Here is a 25,938-nt window from a genome sequence, read left to right on the forward strand (position 1 = left end):
CAGGTAACCCATGAAGCAATATCTCGATCTGGTGGCCCACGTCATCAAGAACGGCACCAAGCAAGCCAACCGCACGGGCGTGAACACCATCAGTTTCCCCGGTGCGATGCTGCGCTATGACCTCAAGGACGGGTTCCCGGCCATCACCACTCGCAAGATGGCGTTCAAGTCGGCCATCGGCGAGATGTGCGGGTTCCTGCGCGGCGTCAACAATGCTGCCGAATTCCGGGCGTTGGGCTGCAAGGTATGGGACCAGAACGCCAATGAAAACGCCCAATGGCTGGCCAACCCATTCCGCCAGGGCGAAGACGACCTGGGCGAGATCTATGGCGTGCAGTGGCGCAAGTGGCCGGCCTACAAGCAGATCCCGGTGACCAACCGGGCGGCCATCGAGCAGACCCTGGCCCAGGGCTACCGGCAGATCGCCGAAGGCGAAGAGAACGGCCAGGCCTACGTGGTGCTGTACAAAGCCATCGACCAGGTCCGCCAGTGCGTCGACACCATCATCAAGGACCCGGGCAGCCGGCGCATTCTGTTCCACGGCTGGAACTGCGCCCAGCTCGATGAGATGGCCCTGCCGCCGTGCCATCTGCTCTATCAGTTCCACCCGAACGTCGAGACCAAGGAAATCTCCCTGACCCTCTACATCCGCTCCAACGACCTGGGGTTGGGCACGCCGTTCAACCTCACCGAGGGGGCCGCGCTGTTGAGCCTGATCGGCCGCCTGACCGGCTACACGCCGCGCTGGTTCACGTATTTCATCGGCGACGCGCACGTCTACGAAAACCACCTGGACATGCTCAACGAACAGCTCACCCGCGAGCCGTTCCCGATGCCCAGACTGGTGATTTCCGAGCGCGTGCCGGAGTTCGCCAAGACCGGCGTGTACCAGCCGGAGTGGCTGGAGCGAGTGGAGCCGGGCGACTTCAGCCTCGAAGGCTACCAGCACCATGCGCCGATGACCGCGCCGATGGCGGTCTGAAGCACACCACTGTCCATTCCTGTGGGAGCGGGCTTGCTCGCGAAGGCGGCCTATCAGATAAAGGAAACTTGTCTGATGTATCGCCTTCGCGAGCAAGCCCGCTCCCACATTGGATCTTCATGACCTTCAATGCCCATGACTGCGCCCCACATGCGAAGGCTCCGTCTCCGGCACCACCGCTCCGCTGACCTCCAGCCGCTGCAAAATCCCACATTGCTCCAGGTCCGGCCCTTCGCCACAGCGATGGCGCAGGTCGATCAGTTGCGCCTGCAAGGCCAGCAGGCCATCGATGCGCGCCTTGACGTGGTGGATGTGCTCATCGATCAGGGCATTGACGCTTTCGCATTGGTCCTGGGGGCTGTCGCGCAGGGTCAGCAGGCTACGGATTTCCTCCAGGGTCATGTCCAGGGTGCGGCAGTTGCGGATGAACGTCAGCCGCTCGGCATGGGCCTGGGTATAGACGCGGTAGTTGCCGTCGCTGCGGGCCGGCTCCGGCAACAGGCCTTCGCGTTCGTAGTAGCGGATGGTTTCGACCTGGCAGTCGGTGATTTTCGCCAGTTCGCCAATCTTCATGGCGGTGTCTCCCAAATAGGTGCTTGACCCTATAGTGGCTACAGGGTCTTTACTGTGCAACAGGCACTTTTCATGGACGTCACCCGATGAGCGATTCCCTTCACATCCACAAGCCCAACCATGGCCATGACCACGGGCATTCCTGCTGCGCCTCGAAAGCGGCACCGTCGGTGGTCAACCTCGGCCACGCACCGACAGACGGCGCACGGCTGAGCAGTTTTCGCATCGAGGCGATGGACTGCCCCACCGAACAGACGCTGATCCAGAACAAGCTCGGCAAGCTTGAAGGCGTGCAGCAGTTGGAATTCAACCTGATCAACCGCGTGCTGGGCGTCACCCATGACTTGCCCGACGATGCACCGATCATCCGCGCGATCCAGTCCCTGGGCATGCAGGCCGAGCCGCTGACACCGGGTCAGGAGAAACCTGCCAACCCACAACCCGCCCCCGCCAAGCCCTGGTGGCCGCTGGCGTTGTCCGGCGTCACGGCCCTGGGCGCCGAGGTGATCCATTTCACCAATGCCGCACCCACCTGGGTGGTGGCCGTGGTGGCGCTGGTGTCGATCCTCAGCGGCGGCCTTGGCACCTACAAAAAAGGCTGGATCGCCCTCAAGAACCGCAACCTGAACATCAACGCGCTGATGAGCATCGCCGTGACCGGCGCCGTGCTGATCGGCCAGTGGCCGGAAGCGGCAATGGTGATGTTCCTGTTCACCGTGGCCGAGCTGATCGAGGCCAAATCCCTGGACCGGGCGCGCAACGCCATCAGCGGCCTGATGCAGATGGCCCCGGAACAGGCCACCGTGCAACAGCCCGACGGTAGCTGGCAGGTGCAGGAGGTCAAGGCCATCGCCCTGGGCGCGCGGGTCCGGGTTCGCCCCGGCGAGCGCGTCGCCCTGGACGGAGACGTGGTAGCCGGGCGCTCGACCATCGACCAGGCCCCGATCACCGGCGAAAGCCTGCCGGTGGAGAAAACCGTCGGCGACAAGGTGTTTGCCGGCACCATCAACCAGGCCGGCGAGCTGGAGTACACCATCACCGCCGCGGCGGACCAGTCCACCCTGGCGCGCATCATCCACGCCGTGGAACAGGCCCAGGATTCGCGGGCACCCACTCAGCGTTTCGTCGATCAATTTTCAACCTATTACACCCCGGTGGTATTCGCCCTGGCCCTCGCCGTGGCCGTCATCCCACCGCTGTTCATGGGCACGGCGTGGTTCGACTGGATCTACCGGGCGCTGGTGCTGCTGGTGGTAGCTTGCCCTTGTGCGCTGGTGATCTCCACGCCGGTGACCATCGTCAGCGGCCTGGCGGCAGCGGCGCGCCGAGGCATCCTGGTCAAGGGCGGTGTGTACCTGGAAGGTGGCTACAAGCTCGACTACCTGGCCTTGGACAAGACCGGCACGATTACCCACGGCAAACCGGTGCAGACCGACTGCGTGGTGCTGGACCCCACCGTGGAAACCACCGCCCCGGCCTTGGCCGCGAGCCTGGCCGCGCGTTCCGACCACCCGGTGTCGCGCGCCATTGCCGAGGCGGCGACGGACAAGCAACGGCCGGCGCAGCCTGTGGATAACTTCCAAGCCCTGGCGGGACGAGGGGTGCGTGGCGACATCGACGGCCAGACCTATCACCTGGGCAATCACCGCCTGGTGGAAGACCTGGGCCTGTGCTCGCCGGCGCTGGAGGAGCAACTCTTCGCCCTGGAAAAACAAGGCAAGTCGGTGGTGCTGTTGCTCGATGCCAAGGGGCCCCTGGCGCTGTTCGCCGTGGCCGACACCGTGAAGGAGTCCAGCCGCGAAGCCATCCGGCAATTGCATGAGCTGGGCATCAAGACCCTGATGCTCACCGGCGACAACGTTCACACCGCCGAAGCGATTGCGACCCAGGTGGGCATGGACCAGGCCCGGGGCGACCTGTTGCCGAACGACAAGCTGCAAGCCATCGAAGCGCTGTACGCCAAGGGGCACCGGGTGGGCATGGTGGGTGACGGCATCAACGACGCGCCGGCCCTGGCTCGCGCGGAAATCGGCTTCGCCATGGCAGCGGCCGGGACCGACACGGCCATCGAAACCGCCGACGTCGCCTTGATGGACGACGACCTGCGCAAGATCCCGGCCTTCATCCGCCTGTCGCGGCAAACCTCCAACATCCTGAAACAGAACATCGCCCTGGCGCTGGTCATCAAGGCGATCTTCCTCGGCGTGACCTTCGCCGGCCTCGCCACCATGTGGATGGCGGTGTTCGCCGACATGGGGGTGAGCTTGTTGGTGGTGTTCAATGGGTTGCGGTTGTTGCGTAAGTAAAGGTCACGGTCGGCTGGACGGACGCCTTCGCGGGTAAACCCGCTCCCACAAAGGCGGTGGTGTGAATACAGAGTCTGCATCCGCCCGCGTCCCCTGTGGGAGCGGGTTTACCCGCGAAGGCGTCGGCACAGTCAGTACCCATTTATCAGACCCGCCCTCCCTCGCCACAGGGGCCGAGTACAGCCCCTTCAATCGCGCTTCGGCTCGCGGATCTTGTACCAGGCTACATACAGCGCCGGCAGGAACAACAGCGTCAGCAGCGTGGCGATGATGATCCCGCCGATCATCGCGTAGGCCATCGGCCCCCAGAACACTTCGCGGGCAATCGGGATCATCCCCAGGCTGGCGGCAGCAGCCGTGAGCAGGATCGGCCGGCGCCGGTGCTCGGTGGCCTCCACCACGGCATCCCAGGGCTCATAGCCGTCGCGTTCATACTCGTCGATCTGGGTCACCAGGATCACCGAGTTGCGGATGATGATGCCGATCAGCGCAAGGATCCCCAGGATCGCCACGAAGCCCATGGGCGTGCCCGTCGGCACCAGCGCCAGGACCACGCCGATCAGGCCCAGGGGCGCCACGCTCGCCACTAGGAACAGCTTCTGCACGCTGTGCAGTTGGATCATCAGGAAGGTCGCCATCAGGAACAGCATCAGCGGCACGACACTGGCAATCGGCCCCTGGGCCTTGCTGCTTTCCTCCACCGTACCGCCCGTGGCGACCTTGTAGCCCGCCGGCAAGCCGGCGGCGAACTTGTCGATGTCCGGTTGCAGTTGCTTGACCAGGTCGGTGGGCTGGATTTCGTCGCGCACCGCGGCCTTGATGGTGATGGTCGGCTTGCGGTCGCGCCGCCACACCAATGGCTGCTCCAGCTCATAGCGTACGGTGGCGAACGCCAACAGCGGGATCGAGGCGCCGCCGGGGGTGACAATCTGCAGGTTCTGCAAGGTTTCCGGCGAACCGCGCTCGGCGTCGACGGCACGCCCCACCACGTCGATCAGGTAGATATCGTCGTCGACCTGGGTCACGGGCGAGCCACTGACGATGCTGTTCATCAGCCGGGCGACGTCATCGGAGGACAAGCCGAGTTGCCGCGCCTTGTCCTGGGCAATGTCGATGCGCAGCACCTTGCCCGGTTCGTTCCAGTCGTAAATGATCTCGCCGATGTGCGAGTTCTTGTCCAGTTCGGTGGCCAGCTCGATGGCATGCTTGCGCACCTGGTCGATGTCCTTGCCGCTGACCCGGTACTGGATCGGCCGGCCCACCGGCGGGCCCATTTCCAAGGCTTGCACGTAGCTGCCGATACCGACGAAGTCCTCGCGCAAGCGCTTTTGCAGGCGCTCGGTGAGGGCCGTGCGCGACTCCAGGCCCTTGCTGACGATCACCAGCTGCGCGTAGTACGGGTTCTGCAACTGCTGGTCCAGGGGCAGGTAGAAGCGAATCGCGCCTTCGCCGATGTAGGTGCTCCAGCGCTCGATGTCCGGGTCGCCCTTGAGGGTCGCTTCCAGGCGATCGACCGTCCGGCGCGTCTCGTCCATCGAGGCATTTTGCGGCAGGTTCAGGTCCACCAGGATTTCCGGTCGGTCCGAGGAGGGGAAGAACTGGTTCTGCACGAAACGCATGCAAAACACCGCCAGCACGAACAGCAGCACCGTAATGCCGATGGCCCACCAGCGATTGCGCATCGCCCACAACAGGCCGCCGTTGAACGCCCGGCCGATCCGGCCCGGCTCGGCGCTGTGGGGCTTCACGTTGGTGCTCAGGATGTGCACGCCGATCACCGGGGCAAACAGTACCGCGACGATCCAGGACACCAGCATCGCCACGGCGATCACCGCGAACAGGGTGAAGGTGTACTCGCCGGCGGAGCTGGCGTTCAGGCCGATGGGCACGAAACCGGCCACGGTCACCAGGGTCCCGGTGAGCATCGGGAACGCGGTGGAGGTATAGGCGAAGGTGGCGGCCTGGTCCTTGCTGTCGCCTTTCTCCAGGCGCGTGACCATCATCTCCACGGTGATCATGGCGTCGTCCACCAGCAGCCCCAGGGCGATGATCAACGCCCCGAGGGAGATCCGCTGCATGGTGATGCCGCTGTACTCCATGAAGAGGAAGACCATCGCCAGCACCAGCGGGATCGAGCAGGCCACCACCAGCCCGGCGCGTATGCCCAGGCTGATGAAGCTGACCACCAGCACGATGACCACCGCCTCGAACAACGCACTGGTGAAGCCGCCGACAGCCTCCTCCACCACTTCGGCCTGGTCCGACACGGTGTGCACGCCGACGCCGACCGGCAGGTCGGCCGTCAGTTCGTTCATGCGCGCATGCAGGGCCTTGCCAAACTCCTGGATATTGCCGCCCTTCTTCATGGCGATGGCCAGGCCGATGGCTGGCGTGCCGTTGAAGCGGAACATCGGCGTGGCCGGGTCGACGTAGCCGCGACTGATATCGGCGATGTCAGCCAGGCGGTAGAACCGGTCGTTGAGCCGCAGGTTGACGTTGGCTAGGTCTTTTTCCGACTGGAACTGCCCGGACGTGCGCACGGAAATCCGCTCGGGACCGGCATCGATGACCCCGGCGGGTGTCACCGCATTTTGCGATTGCAGGCTCTGCACCACCTGGCGCTGGTCGATGCCCAATGCGGCGAGTTTGCGCGTGGAGAAGTTCAGGTACAGCACTTCGTCCTGCTCGCCGATCATCTCCACCTTGCCCAGGCCTGGCACGTCGCGGATTTCGGCGCGGACCTGCTCCACGTAGTCGCGCAACTGGCGCATCGACAAGCCGTCGCCGGTGAAGGCATACACCGAACCGTACACGTCACCGAACTCGTCGTTGAACCCCGGCCCTTGCAGGCCTTCGGGGAAGTCGCCACGAATGTCGTTGATCTTCTTGCGCACCTGGTACCAGATCTCGGGAATGTCCTTGGCACTGGTGGTATCGCGCAGGTACACGAACACCGTCGACTCCCCCGGACGGGTGTAGCTCTTGACGTAGTCGAGGGAGTCGAGCTCTTCGAGTTTCTTCTCGATGCGGTCGGTGACCTGCTTGAGGGTTTCCTCCTGGGTCGCACCGGGCCAACGGGTCTGGATGACCATGGTCTTGATGGTGAACGAAGGGTCTTCTTCGCGCCCCAGGTTAAGGTAGGAAAACACCCCCATCAGCAACGCGACGAACATCAGGTACCAGACGAACGACTGATGCCGCAGGGCCCATTCGGATAAGTTGAAAGGCCCTTTCATCGTGCGTCCTCGTCGAGTTTCACTTTCTGCCCCGGCTTGAGGCTGTTCACGCCGGCGCTGACCACGCGATCGCCCGGTTTGATGCCATTGGCGACCAGCACCGAGTCCGCCGAACGCTCGATGATCCGCACGTCGCGAGGCGAGACCGTTTGGTTCTGCGGGTCGATCAGCCAGATCCGGGCCTTGCCATCGACCTCTTGCAGCGCACTGAGGGGCAGCTCGATCCGCGGTTCAATGGCCGAACTCAGGGTGACGCTGATGGCCGTGCCCAGGCGAAAGCCCGGCGGCGTCTCGGCCAGCGTCAGTCGCGCGCGACGCGTGCGCGTTGCACTCTGGGCCTGGGGTTCGATCTCGCGGACGGTGGCGGTGGTGTGGGTGGCCGGATCCAGCTGCGCGGCAACTTCGAATACCACGCCGGTGGGCAGCCGGTCGACCAGGTCGGCCGGCAGGTCGATCACCGCTTCCTTGATGTCCGGGCGAGCCAGGGTCACCACTTGCTGGCCGGCGGTGACCACCTGCCCGGCTTCGGCATTCCAGGCCGTGACCACCGCATCGTGATCGGTGTGCAGCTCGCTGTAGTTGAGTTGGTCCCGGGCCTGTTGCACCGCTGCCTTGGCCTGTTCAAGCGAGGCTCCGGTGGTCTTCAGGTCGGTCTGGGCGATGTCCAGTTGTGCCTGGGCACCGACGCCACGGTCGAACAATTGCTGCTGGCGGCGGGCATTGGCCTGGGCATTGATGTACTGCGCCTCGATCCGCGCCAGGTCGCCCTGGGCGGCAAGCAACTGGTTCTGCTGGTCGGTGGGGTCGAGGGTGGCGAGCAGGTCGCCCTTCTTCACTTCGGCGCCGACATCGACATTGCGCCTGGCGATTCGCCCGGGCACGCGGAAACCCACGTTGGTCTCGTAGCGCGCCTGGATGTTCCCGGCAAAGCGTCCGAGGGCCTGTTGGTCCAGGGCCTGCACTTCAACGAACAGCACCGGGCGTACCGGCTCGGGCGGGGCTTCTTCCTTCGAACAGGCGACCAGCAGCAGCGCCATCAGGAGCGTCCATGGACCTTTCATGGCTGGGCTCCCGTCGGGGTTTTCGCGGCGGTGTTTTCAGCGATCTCGACGCGTACGCCGGGGTGCAGCAACTGCCCGCCGGCAGTGACGACTTTCTCGCCGCCCTTGAGCCCGTCGCTGACGATGACCTTGCCGGTCAGGTAGCGACCGACGGTGACCGAATGCAGTTGCGCCTTGCCCTCGCCGTCCACCAGCCACACGGCCGGCTCGCTGAGGTTCTTGGTCAATGCCGACCAGGGCAGCTCGACGGCGGTCTGACCCGCGGATTTGGCCGTTGCGCTGACCACCGACCCCAGGCGCATGCCTTCGGGCAGGTCATCGAGGGTGACCTTGACCTGCACCGTGCCGGTCTGGGCGGACACCGCCGGGGTGATTTCGCGCACCTTGCCCGTGGTCTGGACGGCCGGGTTGTCCAGCAGGCTGATGACAATCGCCGGATCCGAGGGTGGTTCACGCAACAGCGATTCGTAGATGTTGAACACCGCGTCGCGCGCGCCGTCCTGGGCCAGGCTGAAAATCGGCTCGGTGGCCTGCACCACCTGCCCCACCTCGGCTTGGCGCGCCGTGATGATGCCCGGCGCCTCGGCGACCAGTGCGGTGTAGCTCAACTGTTCGCGGGCGTTGGCCAACTGGGCCTGGGCCGCGGTCAAGGCACTCTGGCTGCTGCGCAACTGCGCCTGGGCCGCGTCGTATTCGCTCTGGCTGGTGTAGCCCTTGGGCAAGAGTTTCTGCTGGCGCACGAACGCTGCCGCACTCTGCTTGACCCGCGCCTGCTCGGCGGCCACCTGGGCCTCGGCGGAGTCGACGTTGGTCTGCAAGTCCCGCGGATCGAGGCGGGCGAGCACTTGTCGTGCCGAAACCCGGTCGCCGACATCCACCTTGCGCTCGATGATCTTGCCGCCCACGCGAAACGAAAGGTCGGTCTGCACCCGCGCCTGGACATCACCGGTCAGCGTCACCGAGGCCGCATATTCGCTGGGCACGACCTGCTGCACGAAGACCCGTGGCAAGGCTTTTTCAACAGGTTTTTCATCACCGCATCCCGCCAACAACGCACACAAGGCCAAGCCAACAACCCGTTTGATTCGAGGACCAGCCATGCAGACTCCTTGCATTGCACGAACGTGCCAGTGACGATACGACTGTGAGCTTAGAACAGGGTTCCACGGATGCACAGACGCTAACCCGACAGCAGGAAATCGCCCATGCTCAGAACACTCGCGGTGGCCAACTACCGCTCCATCAACAAGCTGGTGATCCCCTTGGGGCGGCTGAACCTGATCACTGGCCCCAATGGCAGCGGCAAGTCCAATCTGTACCGCGCCCTGCGCCTGCTGGCTGAAACCGCGCAGGGTGGCGTGGTCAACGCCCTGGCCCGCGAAGGTGGCCTGGACTCGACCTTCTGGGCCGGGCCGGAGGAAATCAGCCGACGCATGCGCAGCGGCGATGTGCCTGTGCAGGGCATCGTGCGCCAGGGCACCAAGCGCCTGCGCCTGGGCTTTGCCGGGGAAGACTTCAGCTATTCGATCGCCCTGGGCCTGCCGGAGCCCAGCCTCTCGGCGTTTTCACTGGACCCTGAAATCAAGCGCGAATGCATCTGGGCCGGCCCGGTCTTTCGTCCCGCCAGCCTGCTGGTGGACCGCAACGGGCCAATGATCCGTGCCCGCGAAGGCCGCGCCTGGGATGTACTGGCCCAGCACACGCCCACCTTCGACAGCCTGTTCGACCAGGTCGGCAGCTTGCGCTCCTCGCCGGAGGTGTTCCAGATGCGCGAATTCATCCGACGCTGGCGCTTCTACGACCACTTTCGCAGCGACGCCGACGCCCCGGTACGCCAGCCACAACTGGGCACTCGCACGCCGGTGCTGCACCACGACGGCCGCGACCTGGCCGCCGCCCTGCAGACCATCCTTGAGATCGGCGACGTCGAGGCGTTGCACGCCACCATTGGCGATGCGTTCCCTGGCGCCCGGCTGCACATCGAAAAACTCCAAGGTGGGCGTTTCGCGATCGCATTCCAGCAGCACGGCCTGCTGCGTCCGCTGTCCGCCGCCGAACTGTCGGACGGCACCCTGCGCTACCTGTTGCTGGTCGCCGCCCTGCTCACACCGCGACCGCCGTCGCTGATGGTGCTCAACGAACCTGAAACCAGCCTGCACCCCGATCTGCTACCGGCCTTGGCACGCTTGATCATCCGCGCCTCGGCCAATTGCCAGATCTGGGTGGTGTCCCATGCCACGCGCCTGATCGCCGCCTTGCAACAAGACGAGGACTGCAATTGCATCGTGCTGGAAAAAGACCTGGGACAGACCGCGGTGGTGGGCCAGGGAATGCTGGATATGCCGGCCTGGAACTGGCCGGATTGACCGGCAGGATTTGCACAAGCCTTGCAGGAGGACTATTTTCCTTGCGCTGCAGGACGGGTTTGATCGCCCGCCAAGGAAACGCAGCCAACCGCCAGCCTCTCTGGCGACACACACAAGGAGAATTGAATGGCCAACGTGAAAGCCCCCCAACCACTCGCCCCGCAAGACGTGGTCAAACTGCTCGTGGCCCTGCGCCGAGCGCTGAAGAACAGAGCTGCGTAGCGCAGCAGAATCGATGTGCCATTGTGGCGAGCGGATCAATCCCCTCGCCACAAACGCGTCAGCTTGGCTCGATCAGAACGCCGGCAATACCGCGCCACTGTATTTCTGCTCGATGAACGCCTTCACTTCAGGGCTGGTCAGGGCCTTGGCCAGTTTCTGGATGGCCGGGCTGTCCTTGTTGTCAGGACGTGCCACCAGGAAGTTCACGTAAGGCGAATCCGAACCTTCGATCACCAAAGCATCCTTGGCAGGGTTCAGACCCGCTTCCAGGGCGTAGTTGGTGTTGATCATGTCCAGGTCGACCTGGTCCAGCACACGCGGCAGCATGGCCGATTCCAGCTCCTTGAACTTGAAGTTGTGCGGGTTCTTGGCGATGTCTTTCGGCGTGGCCAGGGCGTTCTTCGGATCCTTGAGCTCGATCAGGCCCGCCTTCTGCAGCAGGATCAGGGCGCGACCGCTGTTGCTGCCTTCGTTGGGGATGGCAATGGTGGCGCCGTCTTTGAGCTCGGCCAGGCTTTTGACTTTCTTCGAGTAGCCGCCGAAGGGTTCGACGTGCACGCCGATAACGGTCACCAGGTTGGTGCCTTTGCCTTCGTTGAAGCTCTTGAGGTACGGCAGGGTCTGGAAGTAGTTGGCGTCCAGGCGCTTCTGGTCGACCTGTACGTTGGGTTGCACGTAGTCGGTGAAGACCTTGATTTGCAGGTCCACGCCTTCCTTGGCCAGGGCCGGCTTGATCAGTTCGAGGATCTCGGCGTGGGGCACCGGGGTGGCGGCCACGACCAGTTTTTCCGCCGCCTGGGCCAGGCCCGAAGTCAGGGCTGCCGCCAATGCGGTAAACAACAGAACCTTTTTCATGCAGTGTCCTTATCGAGAATCACCGTCGCCCGCGGCGACAGCCAGAAAGTGAGAGTGCCAGCGAAGTGCTATCGCTGGCGTGAGACGGACAATACCGATATTTTTTATGCCTTAACAATATCTTTTATTCAAGTTCATATTCATTTTGCTCATATAAATAACCGACCGTGGCGAGGGAGCTTGTTCCCGCTGGGACGGTCCGACGTCTCGGGCGAAGCGGCCCTGAAAATATTATGGCTGCTGCGCAACCGAGCGGGCGCCAGCGCCCTCGCCACAGGTTTTATAACGCTTGGTCCAGCCGGGCGAGCAGCGCTTTGAGCGCCGTGCGTTCAGTGTCGGTACCACGAGCAATGACCTGCGCCACCTGCTGCTCGATCAGCGCCAGCACCGATGGCTGCGCCGGCAGGTTCAAATGTTCCGGCAGGATCTCCTCCCCGGTGCTGACCAGCAGCGCAAAATGAATGACGTTCTCCAGCTCGCGGGTGTTCCCCGGCCAACTGTGTCGCTCCAACGCACGCTGGGCTGCCTCGCTGATCAGCGGCACCGCCAGGCCAAGGCGCTGGCTGTAGATGCCCAGGAAGTACTCGGCCAGGGACAGGATATCGCCCACCCGTTCGCGCAGGGCCGGCAGTTCCAGGTGCCCTTCACTGAGGTAATGGTAGAGCCGCTGATGAAACTTCCCGGCCTCCACCGCCTGCGCCAGGTCGATGCTGGTGGCCGCGACCAGGCGTACGTCCACCGGGCTGGGTTGGTGCGCACCGACGCGAGTGACTTCATGGTTTTCCAGGGCGGCGAGCAACTTGACCTGGATCGGCAGCGGCAAATCGCCGATCTCATCCAGGTACAGGGTGCCGCCGTTGGCCGAACCGAACCAACCGGCCCGGCTGCTGGCCGAACCGCTGTAGCTGCCGGCGGCATAGCCGAACAGTTCGGCATCGGCGTAGGTCGGGCTGATGGCGCCGCAGTTGACGGACACGAACAACCCGCCGCGCTCGCTTTCTCGATGGATGTGCCGGGCCAGCAACTCCTTGCCGGTGCCGGTTTCACCGCGTATCAGCACCGAGATCGCCCGCGGCGCCAGTTGCTCCAGGGCCTGGCGCAACTGGCGCGAACGTGGATCGACGAACACCAGCGCCTTGGCACGGATGCTCAGGGGGCTTTTTTCCGCCTCGGGAAAGGTCAGCAATGGCTGACCGAAGGTTTCATGCAAACTCATGGCAATCTCCGCGCCATACCGCCGGCAGACGGAGGGGCACTCTTGAATTCAGGGCAGATACAACGCAGCGTCAGGCGCGACGCAGGGCGTGATGCTCCATGCGGTTCTGCAGGCGATAGAGATAGGCGAAACCCTGCTCCCAGCGCTGGTGGCCGGACTTCACATTGATGTGCCCGGCCCCGCCCAGGATCCCGGCTTCGGCGCCCCAGTGGCGCGCCAGTTCCAGGGCCCGCGAGGCACTCACGGCAGGGTCGTTGTCAGAGCCCACCACCTGGCTGGGAAACGGCAGCAGGTCCATGGGGATCGGCGCGAAATTGCGCAACGCCGGGGTGCAGGCCGGCCGCTCGACATCCGCCGGGGCCACCAGCAACGCCCCGCGCACTTGCCGCAGGTACTGCGCTGGCGCGGTGGCGGCCCAATGGGCGACCGTGATGCAGCCCAGGCTATGGGCAATCAGGATGACCGGCGTACTGTCGCTGGCGATGGCCTCGGCCAGCGCCGCGACCCAGTCCTCGCGCCGAGGCGTCAACCAATCGGCCTGCTCGACCCTGACGCTGTTGGGCAGGCTGTTCTGCCAGTGGGTTTGCCAATGTTTTTCCGGCGATCCTTGCCAGCCCGGCACAATCAGGTAGCGAATCGATTCGTTGCGCATGGGGATGCTCTCCTGCGTGTCTGTTCCCGGACGAGTATAGGGAGGAGAGTTATATTATTTAAGGAATAAGAAGCTATTTATTAATAACCATAAAGAATAATTGTCATTTCCCACAGGTTTTCTGCATCACTCGCTGCGCCCCTTGCGCAACAACACATCCAACTGGTCTATCACTTCCGCCCAGTCCGCATCCTCGAGGAGCTCGTCGCGCAGCATCTGCCGCTGACCCTCGCTCCAGAAGAACGCATCGGCCAGGTGCAGCTCAGGCTTGAGGGGTGAATGGCTGGTTATAAATTGATCAATACCCTGAGCGTCATCGGGCAAGCCCAGTTGCTTGAATAATGAGGAAAGAGGGTGAATTGGGGTGTGCATACGGGCCTCCTGAACATCATGGGGATGGCGGGGTGTTTCTTCGCAGTCTAGCCCCTCGCCGACCGCCAGACTGATCAAAATTCAATCAGCCCCGACTAGACTAGACTTTGAATAAACATCCCGACAACGACACGTTGCGGAGGATCCCGTGAACATTCACTGGTTGACGGTTGCGCTGCTGGCGATCAGCGGGCCCGCGTTCGGTGCCGATGGCCTGGTGCCGTCGGGGGTCGATCCACTGGGCTTCTGGCTGATCGCAGTGGGCGTGGCCTTGCTGGCCGCCGAGGCGGCGCTGCCCAACTACGGCATTGCAGGACTGGGCGGGATTGTCTTGTGCGTGATCGGCGCAGTGATCCTGACCAACGCCGAGGTCCCGGTGCCCTTGATGATGGGCCTGGGCGTGATCAGCGCCCTGCTCTTGGTGGCGCTGGTGATCCGGGCGCTGAAAACCCGACCACGCCAAGCGGTCACCGGCGATGCTGCGCTGCTGGGCAACGTCACGACGGTGACCGCGTTGCAGGCCGGCAACCACCATCATGGCTGGGTCCAGCTGGAAGGCGAACGCTGGCAGGTGAACTGCGTCACGCCGCTGCGAACCGGGCAGGCGGTGCGGGTCATGGCCCGCAAAGGCCTGCTGCTGGAAGTGGCCCCGGCTGATTCACAAGGAGCATGAGATGGGTATGCAGATCGGTTTTACGCTGCTGCTGTTGCTGGTCATCGCACTGGCGGCCTCGACCTTCCGGATCCTGCGCGAATACGAACGCGCAGTGGTGTTCCAACTGGGCCGGTTCTGGCAGGTCAAGGGGCCGGGGCTGATCCTGCTGATTCCGGTGGTGCAGCAGATGATCCGCGTCGACTTGCGCACGATTGTGCTCGACGTGCCGCCCCAGGATGTGATCACCCGGGACAACGTGTCGGTGAAGGTCAACGCGGTGCTGTACTTCCGCGTGCTCGACCCACAGAAGGCAATCATCCAGGTCGAGAATTTCCTCATGGCCACCAGCCAACTGGCCCAGACCACGTTGCGCGCGGTCCTTGGTAAACACGACCTGGACCAGTTGCTGGCTGAGCGCGAGCAGTTGAACAGCGACATCCAGCAAGTGCTCGATGCCCAGACCGACGCCTGGGGCATCAAGGTGGCGAACGTCGAGATCAAGCACGTGGACCTCAATGAGTCGATGATCCGCGCCATTGCCCGCCAGGCCGAGGCCGAACGGGAACGCCGGGCCAAGGTGATCCATGCCGAAGGTGAGCTGCAAGCCTCGGAAAAACTCATGCAGGCCGCTGAAATGCTCGGGCGCCAACCGGGCGCCATGCAACTGCGCTACATGCAGACGCTGGGGTCGATCGCCGGGGACAAATCCTCCACCATCGTCTTCCCCCTGCCGATCGAGTTGCTCAAGGGCATGGCTGAGTTGTCACCAAACAAGCCTTGATGGACGACTGATAAAGCATCGGCGCCGGACCTGTGGCGAGGGAGCTTGCTCCCGCTCGGCTGCGCAGCAGACGCTGTTTTTTTGAAGAGGCCGAGCAAGCTCCCTCGCCACGGAAAGACTGCCGGCCCCGCTACGGGATCAACGTCTCCAGGGCCTCATACGCCCCCTGCGCCCACGCCTGCACCCGCTCGCGCAGCCATGGCGAGGCCTCCAGTCGCTTCTCTTCGCTATCCCCGGTAAACCCCTGCGCCGGCTGCTTGGCGTGTCGCCCCACGGTGGCGAACGCTTGCCTGCGCTGCGCCTCATCAAGCTGGAAAAAATCCGCTAGCCTGCCCGCCATGGCCTCGGGCAGCTCGGTGTAGTTCGCGGCCACTCCGGCGGAGGCCTGGCACTGCTCAAGCCCAACCTGCAGCAATTTCCCGACCCTGCGCGCAATGAAATCTTCCGGGCCGGCGTACGGCACGCCATCGTCCAGCACGCTCGGGCCGATCATTCCCGGCACCATGTGCATGCCGGGGCGGCGCAGGTGAGACACGGCGATTTCCAGCGGATCGCGGTACACGAACAGCCAGGGCGTGTCGGGAAAACACTCCCGCAGCCGCGACAGCTCACCAATGTTCCAGGCGTCGAGCTTGATCACCAATCGTCGCTCCACACCGCAACGAGGCTGCCCGTAGGCCGACAGCAAGCCCTTGAGCGCCGCGCAACGTTCGGCGGCAGGCAGGTCACTGCGCAGCAGCCGATCCAGCGGTGGCGGTTCGGAGATGACGATGTGATCGTCCAACTGCGCCAGCATCTGGCTGATCAGCGTCGAGCCGCAGCGCGAGGCATGGAAGATGAACGCACTGGGGGCGAGGCCCGGGCTCTGGTGCTGCCACTGGGCGAGTGCGTGCAAGGGAGTCTGGCGCCGGAACGCCTGGTTGAAGGGCAGGCGCAAGGCGTCTTCCACGGCATCGCCAAAGAAAGGTTGCGACAAGGGCTTGTCGCCGAACCAGCACCAGTCGACCCACCACTGCCCGGCCTCTTGCCACACGCGAATCGGCAGCCAGCCTTGCAGGTTCAGGCCTTCCATTGATCGCTCCACTGCCGTCGACCGTGGCGCATGGCCGTGCGCAATTCTTCCCGGGAGAAGTGCAAGCCTTGCCGGGCACCCAGGGCGAGGGCGCATTCGATGAACGCCTCGACGTCCTGCACGCCTTGCAGGGCCTGGGCGAGGTTCGGGTCGCCCGCCACGCATTGCTGGAACCGGGCCAGGTCGCTTGGCCCGTTGCCCGGCACGGGCGTGGTGGGCAGCCCATCGGCAATCTGCTGCTCCAGCCAGGGGCCGGGGCGACAATCGAGCACCAAGTGAACCCGCGGCCAAGCGCTGCGATTGACCACCCGATGAGGACGCGCCAGGTCAAGAAACCAGCACTCGCCCACCGCCATCGGAATGATTTGCCCCTCCAGCCAGAAGTCCACGCCCGGCGCGCTGAGCAACGGCACATGCAGGCGCAGGTCGGCGTCCGGCCCGCCCAGGTCATAATCGCGATGTTCGTGGATGCAGCCACCGGGCCCCAGTCGCAACAACCGGGCCGATACGATCTGAAGGGGCCAATCGCCCAGCGCCGCCTGCCATCGCTCATCCCTGGACCACGGCTCGCGGATCACGGGCTGGCCGCGCCCCGGCGACAACTCGGTCAAGGCATCCGCCGGCGTAATCAGCGCCACGCCACTCCAGTCACCGCTGTAGTAGGCGCTGTTGAAATGGCCCTGCCAGCGCGCCTCGGCAACACCTGCCAAGGCTTGCAACAGCAATGGCAGGTCAACCGTCAGCGGCAGCCGGGAAAACGCCGGGCGCATCCTGGGCGCGCGCCGTTACTTGGGCACCGCGGCCGTCGGTACGGCGATATTGCCCTGGGCCCACGCCGCTTCACGGCTGGCCAACGCCGTGGCAATCGACTGGACCTCGGTCGATTGCACTTCGTTGGGCAGTGGGTCGAGGCCGGCGCTGGCGAATATCTGGCCGTAGGCGTTGCGCAGGTCGGCATAGGCCAGGTCCCGGCGCAGATCAGCCTGCAAGGTGTTCAATTCGCCTTGGATCAGGTCCAGCTCGCCAATGCCCGCGGCCTGGTGACGGCTGCGCAACTGGCCGACGATCTGCCCGTCGATGTCCGACAGCTGCTGGCTGGTCTTGAACTGTCGCAGCGCCTCGCGATAGTTGGCGTTGGCGACGTACAACTGCGCCAGCACCGCGATCGACATCGCCTGGCGCCGCGCCGACGCCACTTCCTCGCCCGCCTTGGCGACGTCGATGGCCGCCGGGGCGGAGATCACGTTGAACAGGTTCCAGGTGACCTTCACGCCATAGTCGGCCCAGCCCTGCTCCACCAGGAACGAGTTGCTGTCGTAGTGCCCGCCGGCGGAGAACTCCAGCCCCGGCAACAGGCGCAGCATGGCCTTGCGGGTTTCAGCGGCGGTGATGCGCGTCTGGTAGTCCTGCTCGCGCAGTTCCGGGCGGCTGGCCAGGGCTTCCTGTTCGAGACGGGACAGGTCGACCTTGAGCTCCGGAATCTCGTACTCATCCTGGGTCGCCAGGGTCAGCTCGGTGCCCAAGGGCAGGTTGATTAAGGTTGCCAGTTCGGTCTTGGCCAACGACAGCGCCCGGCGCTGCTCTTCGAGCTGGCGGGTCGCCTGGATCAGCGAGCGCTGGTAACCCAAGGCCTGCACCGGGTCACCGATGCGTTGCTCGCTCATGCTCTGGCTGTTGCCGCGCGCCGACTCGACCCGCGCCATCAGGCTGTCGATCTGTTTGAGCAGCCGTTCGGCGGCCATGGCGCGCCAGTAGGCCGAGCGCACGTCCTGGACGATGGTGTTGATCACCTTGCGCCGGCGTTCCTGGACGATCAGACGCTGGTCGCCGGCCTGCTTGGCGCTGATGTAGCTCACGCCGAAGTCGAGCACGTTCCAGACCATGGTCAGGTCCGCCACCTCACGGTCGCGATCCTGGGAGGTCGACGGTTCCAGGGACTGGGTGCCGGTTTCGACGCTCTGGCTACTGGAGGCGCTGACATTGTTGCGGCCCACATAGCCGGCATCCAGCGCCATGCGCGGCAGCATGTCGAAACTGGCGAGGTCCAGCTGCCGCTTGGCCAGGGCCTCCTCCATGATCTTCAAGCGGCCTTCAAGGTTGTACTTCACCGCACGGGCCATGGCCTGGTGCAGGGTCAGCGGGCCACTGAGGGGCTCCTGGTCCTTGTACATGTTCTGCAGATCGGTCCGGGCGCGCTGTTCGCTGACGCTTCGATCGATCGGCTCACTGGTGACGGCACATCCGCTGACCACCAACGCCAGCGCACTGACTGCGAATAACTTCTGACTTCTATTCATTCCCTGGATTGCCCCTGGCTGCCCCAATTTTTTAGTTTTATCAGGCCTGCACCTGGCTGATGCCGACCTGTTGCAAAGCCATTGCCAGGCTATCCACCTGACGTTGTTCTGTGTCCTTGAGGTATTGCAGTTGCTGGCCCAAGGTCGGTGCGCCAAACATTCCACGCAGCCCCTGGGACACATCGCCACCCTGCATCGATGAATTGCCGAAGGCGTTCATCGACTCGCTGTCGGACGCGGAGTCGTGGTTGAACAGCGTCGCCAGCGTGCTGCTGCCGAATACGCCGCCATCGCCACCACCAAAGCCCAGGAACCCATGGCCCGAGCCATCGCCGGCAGCGTCGCTGCTGAAGACCTGGGCGATATAGCTCGGTGCCAGTTCACCGCGATTGATGAAAATATCGCCTATCGGATCCAGCCCACCGCCCACGTCCCGCTGTTCGAACAGCGGCGGGAAGCCCAGCGGCGAGCCCAGGTTGCCGGTGGGCGGCGTGAAGACCACCGGTTGCAACGGCACTTCGGTCGCAGGCACCACGGTGACCGGGTCCGAGATCAGGAACTCCGGTGGCGGCTTCACGTCGTTGGGCACCACGGTGTCGATCGCATAGTTGTTCGACACCGCCACGCTGGCCCCGGCGTTGCCGGACTGGTCACTGACGTTGCTGGTGTCCAGGGCGATGAAGTTGCTCGGGTCGGTGAGGTTCACCGTCGGCTTGAACGTCGCCGTCCAGGTCCTGCCGCCATCGCTGGTGGTCAGGTTGGTCAGTTCACCGTTGGTGACGCTGAGGTCCGACAGGTCGAAATTGGTCACCGCTTCGCTGAAGGTGAACGTCACCTGGGTCGTCTCGCCCACGGTCAGGTTCGAGTCGGCCACGACGATGGTCGCGGTCGGCCGGGTCGCGTCGAGGGCGTAGTTACTGGAGATCGCGACGCCCACACCGGCGTTGCCGGCAATGTCCTGCACCGTGCTGGCGTCCAGCAGGATCAGGTTGGTGGCATCGTTGACGCCCGCGGTAGGCGTCAGGGTCGCGGTCCAGGTCAGGCCGCCGTCGCTGCTGGCAAGGTTGGACAGCACGCCATTGGCGACGCTGAGGTCCGACAGGTCGAAACCGGTCACCGCTTCAGTGAAGCTGATGGTCACGGTGGTGGTCTGGCCGATGCCCAGGCGGGTATCGGCCAGAGTAATGGTGGCGCCTGGGCGCACCGTGTCGATCGCGTAGTTGTTGGAGTTCACCACCCCGACGCCACTGTTGCCCGAGACGCTGACCACGCCGGCGGTGTCCAGGCTGATCAGGTTGCTGGTGTCGGTGATGTTGCTCGCCGGCGTGAACGTCGCGGTCCAGGTCACGCCGCCATCGCTGGACGAAACGTTGCTCAGGGTGCCGTTGCTCACGTTCAGGTCGCTGTTGTCGAAGCCGCTGACCGCTTCCGAGAAGGTGATGGTCACCAGCGAGGTCTCACCGATCCTGAGGGCGTTGTCGGCCACCACGATCGTGGCGGTGGGCACGCGGGTCTCGACCGCGTAGTTGGCCGAATCGGTGGTTCCCGTACCCGCGTTGCCCGCCGCGTCGCTCACCCCGGTGTTGTCCAGGGTGATCAGGTTGGTGGCGTCGCTCACGCCCTGGGTCGGGGTGAACGTGGCGGTCCAGGTCAGGCCGCCGTCGCTGCTGCTGACGGCGCTCAAGGTGCCGTTGGCCACCGTCAGGTCGGCGTTGGTGAAACCGGTCACCGCCTCGCTGAAGGTGATGGTCACCTGCGCGGTTTCACCCGGCCGGAGCGTCGTATCGCTGAGCACGATGGTGGCGGTCGGCAACTGGGTGTCGACGGCGTAGTTGTTGGAGTCGGTGGTGCCGCTGCCCGCGTTGCCCGCCAGGTCGGCCACGCCGGTGTTGTCCAGGGTGATCAGGTTGCTGGTATCGGAAATGCCGGCACTCGGGGTGAAGGTCGCCGTCCAGGTGATGCCGCCATCGCTGCTGGTCAGGCTGCTGAGCGTGCCGTTGGCCACGCTCAGGTCAGCGTTGGTGAAACCGGTCACCGCCTCATTGAAGGTGATCGTCACCAGTGACGTCTGGCCGACGGCAAGGGCCGTATCGGCGACGACGATGGTCGCGGTCGGACGCACAGTGTCGATGGCGTAGTTGTTGGAATCGGTGGTGCCGACCCCGGTGTTGTTCGCGCCATTGCGCACGCCCGTGTTGTCCAGGGTGATCAGGTTGCTGGTGTCGGAAACGCTGGCGTTCGGGGTGAACGTCGCGGTCCAGGTCACGCCGCCATCGCTGGACGACACATTGCTCAGGGTGCCGTTGCTGACGCTCAGGTCGCTGTTGTCGAAGCCATTCACGGCTTCGCTGAAGGTGATGGTCACCAGCGACGTCTCACCGATGCTCAGCGACGGATCGGCCACCACGATGGTGGCGGTCGGTACCTGGGTGTCGATGGTGTAGTTATTGGAGCTGGTCGCGCCGGTTCCGGCATTGCCCGCCCCATCGCTCACGCCGGTGTTGTCCAGCACGATGAGGTTGGTCGTGTCCCGGATGCCTAAGGCCGGGGTGAACACCGCGGTCCAAGTGATACCGCCATCGCTGCTGCTGACCGCGCTCAAGGTGCCGTTGGCCACGCTCAGGTCCGAGTTGTCGAAACCTGTGACCGCTTCGGAGAAGGTGATGGTCACCAACGACGTTTCGCCAACGCTCAGCGCGTTGTCCGCCACCACGATGGTGGCGGTCGGGAGCAGCGTATCGACGCCGTAGTTGTTCGAGTCGGTGGTGCCGACGTTGACGTTGCCGGCCAAGTCAACGATGGCGCCGCTGTTGAGCGAAATGACGTTGCTGGTGTCCGTGACGCCCGCGGTCGGGGTGAAGGTCGCGGTCCAGGTGATGCCACCGTCACTGCTGCTCAGGCCGGAGATCACACCGTTGGCAACCGTCAGGTCGGCGCTGGTGAACGCGGTCACCGCCTCGTTGAAGGTGATGGTTACCTGTGAGGTCTGGCCAGCGGCAATGGCCGTGTCGGCCACGACGATGGTCGCCGTTGGGCGCACGGTGTCGATGGCGTAGTTGTTCGAATCGGTGGTGCCGACCCCGGCGTTGTTCGCGCCATTGCGCACGCCGGTGTTGTCCAGGGTGATCAGATTGCTGGTGTCGGAAATGCCGACGCTCGGGGTGAACGTCGCGGTCCAGGTCACGCCGCCGTCAGAGCTGCTCACACTGCTCAGGGTGCCGTTGCTGATGGTCAGGTCGCTGTTGTCGAAGCCATTCACAGCGTCGTTGAAGGTGATGGTCACCAGGGACGTTTCACCAATGCTCAGCGACGTATCGGCCACCACGATGGTCGCCGTGGGCACGTTGGTGTCGACCTGGTAGTTGTTGGAGTTGGTGGTGCCGGTGCCGGTATTGCCCGCCGCATCGCTGATACCGGTGTTGTTCAGGGTGATCAGGTTGGTGGCGTCGCTGACGCCCAGGTTCGGGGTCAGGGTGGCGGTCCAGGTGAAGCCGCCGTCGCTGCTGCTGACCGCGCTGAGCGTGCCGTTGGCCACGATCAGGTCCGAGTTGTCGAAACCTGTGACCGCTTCGGAGAAGGTGATGGTCACCAGGGACGTTTCACCAACGCTCAGCGCGTTGTCCGCCACCACAATCGTGGCGGTCGGGCGCAGGGTATCGACCGCGTAGTTGTTCGAATCGGTGGTGCCGGTGCCGGCGTTGCCCGCCCCGTCCACGACACCGGTGTTATCCAGGGTGATCAGGTTAGTGGTGTCACTGATGCTCGCGCTTGGGGTGAAGGTCGCGATGTAGGTGATGTTGTCACTGGTGCTCAGGCCGCTCAGGACACCGTTCGCCACCGTCAGGTCGGCCAGGGAGAAGCCCGTCACCGCTTCGCTGAAGGTGATGGTCACCAGCGACGTCTCGCCGATGCTCAAGGTGCTGTCGGCGACCACGATCGTCGCGGTAGGCCGCACGTTGTCGATGGCGTAGTTGTTGGAGCTGGTGGTACCGGTGCCAGCGTTGCCCGCGGCATCGCTCACGCCGGTGTTGTCCAGGGTAATGACGTTGCTGGCGTCACTGATGCTGGCGGTCGGGGTCAGCGTGCCGGTCCAGGTGATGCCGCCGTCACTGCTGCTCAGCGCGGACACGGTGCCATTGGCCACGGTCAGGTCGGCCGTGGTGAGGCCGGTCACCGCCTCGTTGAAGGTGATGGTCACCAACGACGTTTCGCCAATGCTAAGCGCCGAATCGGCCACGACGATGCTGGCGGTCGGGCGCTGGGTGTCGATGGCGTAGTTGTTGGAACTGGTGGTACCGCTGCCGGCATTACCGGCGGCGTCGGACACGCCTGTGTTCGCCAGCACGATCAGGTTGGTGGCGTCGGTGATGCTGGCGGTCGGTGTGAGCGTCGCGGTCCAGGTAATGCCGCCGTCACTGCTGTTCAGGCCACTCAGAGAGCCGTTGGCGACCGTCAGGTCGGCCAGGGTAAAGCCGCTCACGGCCTCGCTGAAGGTAATGGTCACCAGTGAAGTTTCGCCGGCCGACAGTGTAGGGTCGGCCACCACGATGGTGGCGGTCGGACGTGCCGTGTCGATCGCATAGTTATTGGAGTCGACAGTGCCCAGGTTGGCGTTGCCGGACAGGTCGACAACGGCGCCACTGTTGAGCGTGATCACGTTGGTGGTGTCACTGACGCTGGCGGTCGGCGTCAGGGTCGCGGTCCAGGTGATGCCGCCGTCGCTGCTGCTCAACCCGGTCACCGTGCCGTTGGCGACGGTGAGGTCGGCGGTTGTGAAACTGGTCACCGCTTCATTGAACGTAATGGTCACCAGGGACGTTTCACCGATGCTCAGCGACGGATCGGCCACCACGATGGTGGCGGTCGGGCGCAGGGTATCGATGGCGTAGTTGTTGGAGTTGGTGGTGCCCACGCCGGCGTTGCCCGACAGGTCGGCGACACCGGTCTTGTCCAGCACCACCAGGTTGGTGGTATCGGTGATGTCGGCGGTCGGCGTCAGGGTCGCGGTCCAGGTGATGCCGCCGTCGGCGCTGCTCAGGCCGGTGATCGTGCCGTTCGCCACCGTCAGGTCGGCAGCGGTGAAGCCGGTCACCGCCTCGCTGAAGGTGATGGTCACGGCCGAGGTTTCGCCGCTGGTGAGCGTGGTATCGGCCACCACGATGGTCGCGGTCGGCGCCACGGTGTCGTTGACCACATAGTTGTTCGAGGTGGTGGAGCCTACACCCGTGTTACCCGCCAGGTCCGCGACACCGGTGTTGTCCAGAGTAATCACGTTGGTGGTGTCGGCAATGTTGCTGGCCGCCGTCAATGTGCCGGTCCAGGTGATACCACCGTCGCTGCTGCTCAGGGCGCCAATGGTGCCGTTCTGCACCGTCAGGTCGGACGTCGTGAGACCCGTCACGGCTTCGGAGAAGGTGATGGTCACCAGCGACGTGCCACCGGAGTTCAGGTTGGGATTGGCCACCACGACAGTCGCGGTCGGTGGCGTGACGTCCGGCACATAGTTGGTGTTGATGGTCCCGCCATCGCCATAGACGTTCGCCACCGAGGCCGGCGAAGTACCCGCAGAGCCGGCACTGCCGCCGCCGGTACCGCTGCCGCCGACGTTACCCGACAGCGCCGCGAAGTTGGCGGCGGTGATCAGGATCGAGCCTTTGTTCCAGATGGCGCCAACGCCGACGCCGCCCGCGCCGCCGTTATGGGTGTAGCCACCGCCGGCACCGCCGCCACCGCCGCCGCCCCCGGCGCCGATGTTGTTGGAAATTACCGAGTTGCCGATGATGCGCAGGGTCGCGCCGGTGTCGTTGTAGATACCACCGACCGCGCCGCCACCCGCACCGCCCACGGCGTTGTAGCCGTCACCGCCACCGCCACCGCCAATGGACAGGCCCGCGCTAGCCGCCGTGCCGCCGGCCGAGCCGGTGCTGTAGCCCGGATACGCCGCACCACCGGCGCCGCCGGTGGAATTGCCGCCCCGCCCGCCCATATTGAAGAAGCCACCGCCGGCGCCGCCTTGTCCGGTCGACCCAACGGAGCCTGTGGCATTGATCGTATCGCCGCCCCGGCCACCCGTTCCGCTGCCGACCGCCCCGCCACCACCGCCGCCACCACCGGCATATTGCGGCGTCACGCCGCCACCGCCGCCACCGCCCGACGCAGCGTTCGCGGTGACCGTGACGTTGCGCAGGGTCAGGGTCCCGGCGTTGTAGATCCCGCCGGCCTTGGCGACCGCCGCATCGACGCCGCCATTGCCCCCGTCGCCCGCCACCATGCCGCGGGTAATCACCAGGCCATCGAGGGTCGCCGTCGTACCGGACGTCACGTTGAGGACCTGGGTGCGGAACTGCCCATCGAGGGTGACATCGGCCACGTTGTCGTTATTGAGGTCGCCGTCGATGGTCACGTTCTTGTTGACCACCAGCACCTGGGTCAGCGCGACGGTCATGCCGCTGCTGAAGGTCACGATGTCACCGTTCTGCGCCGAAGCCAGGGCCGCGCGCAACGAACCCACGCCGGTGTTGGCGTTATTGGTGGCGGTCCAGGTAGCGAGGCCCCACTGGTATTGGCTCATCGCGCTGGCGGACAGCACGTTGGTGCTTTCGATAGTGCCGGTGGCGATTTCCAGGTCCCAGTCGCCGCCCAGGCCTGTGCGGTCATTGGAGGCCGCCACGTCGCGGCCGGTCAACTGCGCCAGCGAATCGACCAGCGCCAGGCCCCGGTCGCCCTCGGCGGTGTAGCAGCCGTAGATCAGGATGTCGCCACCGACGTTCATGTCCTGGCCGATCTGCGCCAGCACTTCGCTGCGGGCCTGGACGTTGTCCGCCGACAGGTAGGCGTTGCCCAACCACAAGTCGCCGGCGTTGCCGTGGGCGATGATTTGCACCGAGCTCACGCCCTGGTGGCTGTCCAGGTAATCGGCAATCTGTTGCAGGCCGTCCTTGGTCGCATCGAGCTGCACCACCTGGGTACCGGCCGCGACGCCATCGAGCAGGCTGGCCGCGTCCTTGACCCGCGAATCGATGAACACCACGGACTTGCCCGGAACGGCCGCCTCGGTGGCATCCACCTGGCCCTGGGGCGCGTGGGTATCGGCAGGCTGATCGGCCGTCGGCGCCTTGGCGGCGTCCGCCGTGGGATGAGCCTCCGGCTGCGCGGCTTCGGCCACGGTCGCGGCCACCGCGCCGTCGAACAGCATGCGCGGCTCCAGCGACATGATCATTGGCGATGCCAGGGCCTGGGTGCCCTCGATTACCCGCGATTTACCTTTGCTCCACCACATGACGTTCACCTGG

Annotated in this window: 17 protein-coding genes; 5 read left to right on the forward strand and 12 right to left on the reverse strand. The window is 64.6% G+C overall.

Going from position 1 to position 25,938, the window contains the following annotated elements:
* Positions 1-10 precede the first annotated feature (10 nt).
* Complete coding sequence (locus tag AD664_RS19730) at positions 11-982, forward strand: thymidylate synthase (protein ID WP_053148885.1); 972 nt, start codon at positions 11-13, stop codon at positions 980-982.
* Between the two features lie 126 nt (positions 983-1,108).
* Here AD664_RS19730 and cadR read toward each other — a convergent pair whose 3' ends face one another.
* Positions 1,109-1,555 (reverse strand): Cd(II)/Pb(II)-responsive transcriptional regulator, encoded by a 447-nt coding sequence (gene cadR, locus AD664_RS19735; protein WP_042730280.1) that lies wholly within the window; start codon positions 1,553-1,555, stop codon positions 1,109-1,111.
* Positions 1,556-1,641: 86 nt separating this feature from the next.
* Here cadR and AD664_RS19740 point away from each other — a divergent pair, with 86 nt between their 5' ends.
* On the forward strand, positions 1,642-3,861 hold the full coding sequence (locus AD664_RS19740; RefSeq protein WP_053148889.1) for a heavy metal translocating P-type ATPase: 2,220 nt from the start codon (positions 1,642-1,644) through the stop codon (positions 3,859-3,861).
* Positions 3,862-4,049: 188 nt separating this feature from the next.
* Here AD664_RS19740 and AD664_RS19745 read toward each other — a convergent pair whose 3' ends face one another.
* The 3 genes from AD664_RS19745 to AD664_RS19755 are packed head-to-tail and all read right to left on the reverse strand — an operon-like array spanning position 4,050 to position 9,258.
* Positions 4,050-7,097: an efflux RND transporter permease subunit gene (locus tag AD664_RS19745; protein WP_053148891.1), complete on the reverse strand. Its 3,048-nt coding sequence runs from the start codon at positions 7,095-7,097 to the stop codon at positions 4,050-4,052.
* Positions 7,094-8,158: an efflux RND transporter periplasmic adaptor subunit gene (locus AD664_RS19750; protein ID WP_053148893.1), complete on the reverse strand. Its 1,065-nt coding sequence runs from the start codon at positions 8,156-8,158 to the stop codon at positions 7,094-7,096. Before AD664_RS19750 ends, AD664_RS19745 begins: the two co-directional genes overlap by 4 nt.
* On the reverse strand, positions 8,155-9,258 hold the full coding sequence (locus AD664_RS19755; RefSeq protein ID WP_053148896.1) for an efflux RND transporter periplasmic adaptor subunit: 1,104 nt from the start codon (positions 9,256-9,258) through the stop codon (positions 8,155-8,157). Before AD664_RS19755 ends, AD664_RS19750 begins: the two co-directional genes overlap by 4 nt.
* Before the next feature lie 105 nt (positions 9,259-9,363).
* On the opposite strand from AD664_RS19755, the gene AD664_RS19760 reads away from it, so the two are divergent.
* Entirely contained in the window at positions 9,364-10,524 is a 1,161-nt protein-coding gene (locus tag AD664_RS19760; RefSeq protein WP_042730285.1) for an AAA family ATPase, read from the forward strand.
* A 294-nt stretch (positions 10,525-10,818) separates the two neighbouring features.
* On the opposite strand, the gene AD664_RS19765 is transcribed toward AD664_RS19760, so the two are convergent.
* The 4 genes from AD664_RS19765 to AD664_RS19780 form a co-directional block, all read right to left on the reverse strand.
* On the reverse strand, positions 10,819-11,601 hold the full coding sequence (locus AD664_RS19765) for a MetQ/NlpA family ABC transporter substrate-binding protein (protein WP_042730286.1): 783 nt from the start codon (positions 11,599-11,601) through the stop codon (positions 10,819-10,821).
* 280 nt (positions 11,602-11,881) lie between these two features.
* A complete protein-coding gene (locus AD664_RS19770) occupies positions 11,882-12,817 on the reverse strand; it encodes a sigma 54-interacting transcriptional regulator (protein ID WP_053148900.1) in 936 nt (311 codons plus the stop codon).
* Between the two features lie 70 nt (positions 12,818-12,887).
* Positions 12,888-13,469, reverse strand: a complete 582-nt coding sequence (locus AD664_RS19775; protein WP_053148902.1) for an alpha/beta hydrolase — start codon at positions 13,467-13,469, stop codon at positions 12,888-12,890.
* A gap of 126 nt (positions 13,470-13,595) precedes the next feature.
* The gene (locus tag AD664_RS19780) at positions 13,596-13,841 is read right to left on the reverse strand and encodes a DUF2789 domain-containing protein (RefSeq protein WP_042730289.1); all 246 of its coding nucleotides are present in this window, start codon (positions 13,839-13,841) and stop codon (positions 13,596-13,598) included.
* 148 nt (positions 13,842-13,989) lie between these two features.
* Here AD664_RS19780 and AD664_RS19785 point away from each other — a divergent pair, with 148 nt between their 5' ends.
* Together AD664_RS19785 and AD664_RS19790 are read left to right on the forward strand one after the other, a co-directional pair.
* On the forward strand, positions 13,990-14,514 hold the full coding sequence (locus AD664_RS19785; protein WP_053148905.1) for an NfeD family protein: 525 nt from the start codon (positions 13,990-13,992) through the stop codon (positions 14,512-14,514).
* Between the two features lies 1 nt (position 14,515).
* Positions 14,516-15,277, forward strand: coding sequence for a slipin family protein (locus AD664_RS19790; RefSeq protein WP_042730291.1), 762 nt, complete (start codon positions 14,516-14,518; stop codon positions 15,275-15,277).
* Positions 15,278-15,407: 130 nt separating this feature from the next.
* Here the strand turns inward: AD664_RS19790 and AD664_RS19795 are convergent, their stop codons facing one another.
* From AD664_RS19795 to AD664_RS19810, 4 genes are read right to left on the reverse strand one after another with little or no spacing between them, the layout of a single operon-like run.
* Complete coding sequence (locus AD664_RS19795) at positions 15,408-16,349, reverse strand: aspartyl beta-hydroxylase (protein ID WP_053148908.1); 942 nt, start codon at positions 16,347-16,349, stop codon at positions 15,408-15,410.
* Complete coding sequence (locus tag AD664_RS19800; protein WP_053148911.1) at positions 16,337-17,119, reverse strand: aspartyl/asparaginyl beta-hydroxylase domain-containing protein; 783 nt, start codon at positions 17,117-17,119, stop codon at positions 16,337-16,339. The genes AD664_RS19795 and AD664_RS19800 overlap by 13 nt, the downstream gene beginning before the upstream one ends.
* A 15-nt stretch (positions 17,120-17,134) precedes the next feature.
* Positions 17,135-18,646 (reverse strand): TolC family protein, encoded by a 1,512-nt coding sequence (locus AD664_RS19805; RefSeq protein WP_042731897.1) that lies wholly within the window; start codon positions 18,644-18,646, stop codon positions 17,135-17,137.
* Between the two features lie 40 nt (positions 18,647-18,686).
* Positions 18,687-25,925 (reverse strand): Ig-like domain-containing protein, encoded by a 7,239-nt coding sequence (locus AD664_RS19810; protein WP_053148914.1) that lies wholly within the window; start codon positions 25,923-25,925, stop codon positions 18,687-18,689.
* Positions 25,926-25,938: the final 13 nt, after the last annotated feature.

The organism is Pseudomonas sp. P97.38, from assembly GCF_001269745.1.
GTDB lineage: Bacteria > Pseudomonadota > Gammaproteobacteria > Pseudomonadales > Pseudomonadaceae > Aquipseudomonas > Aquipseudomonas chlororaphis_E.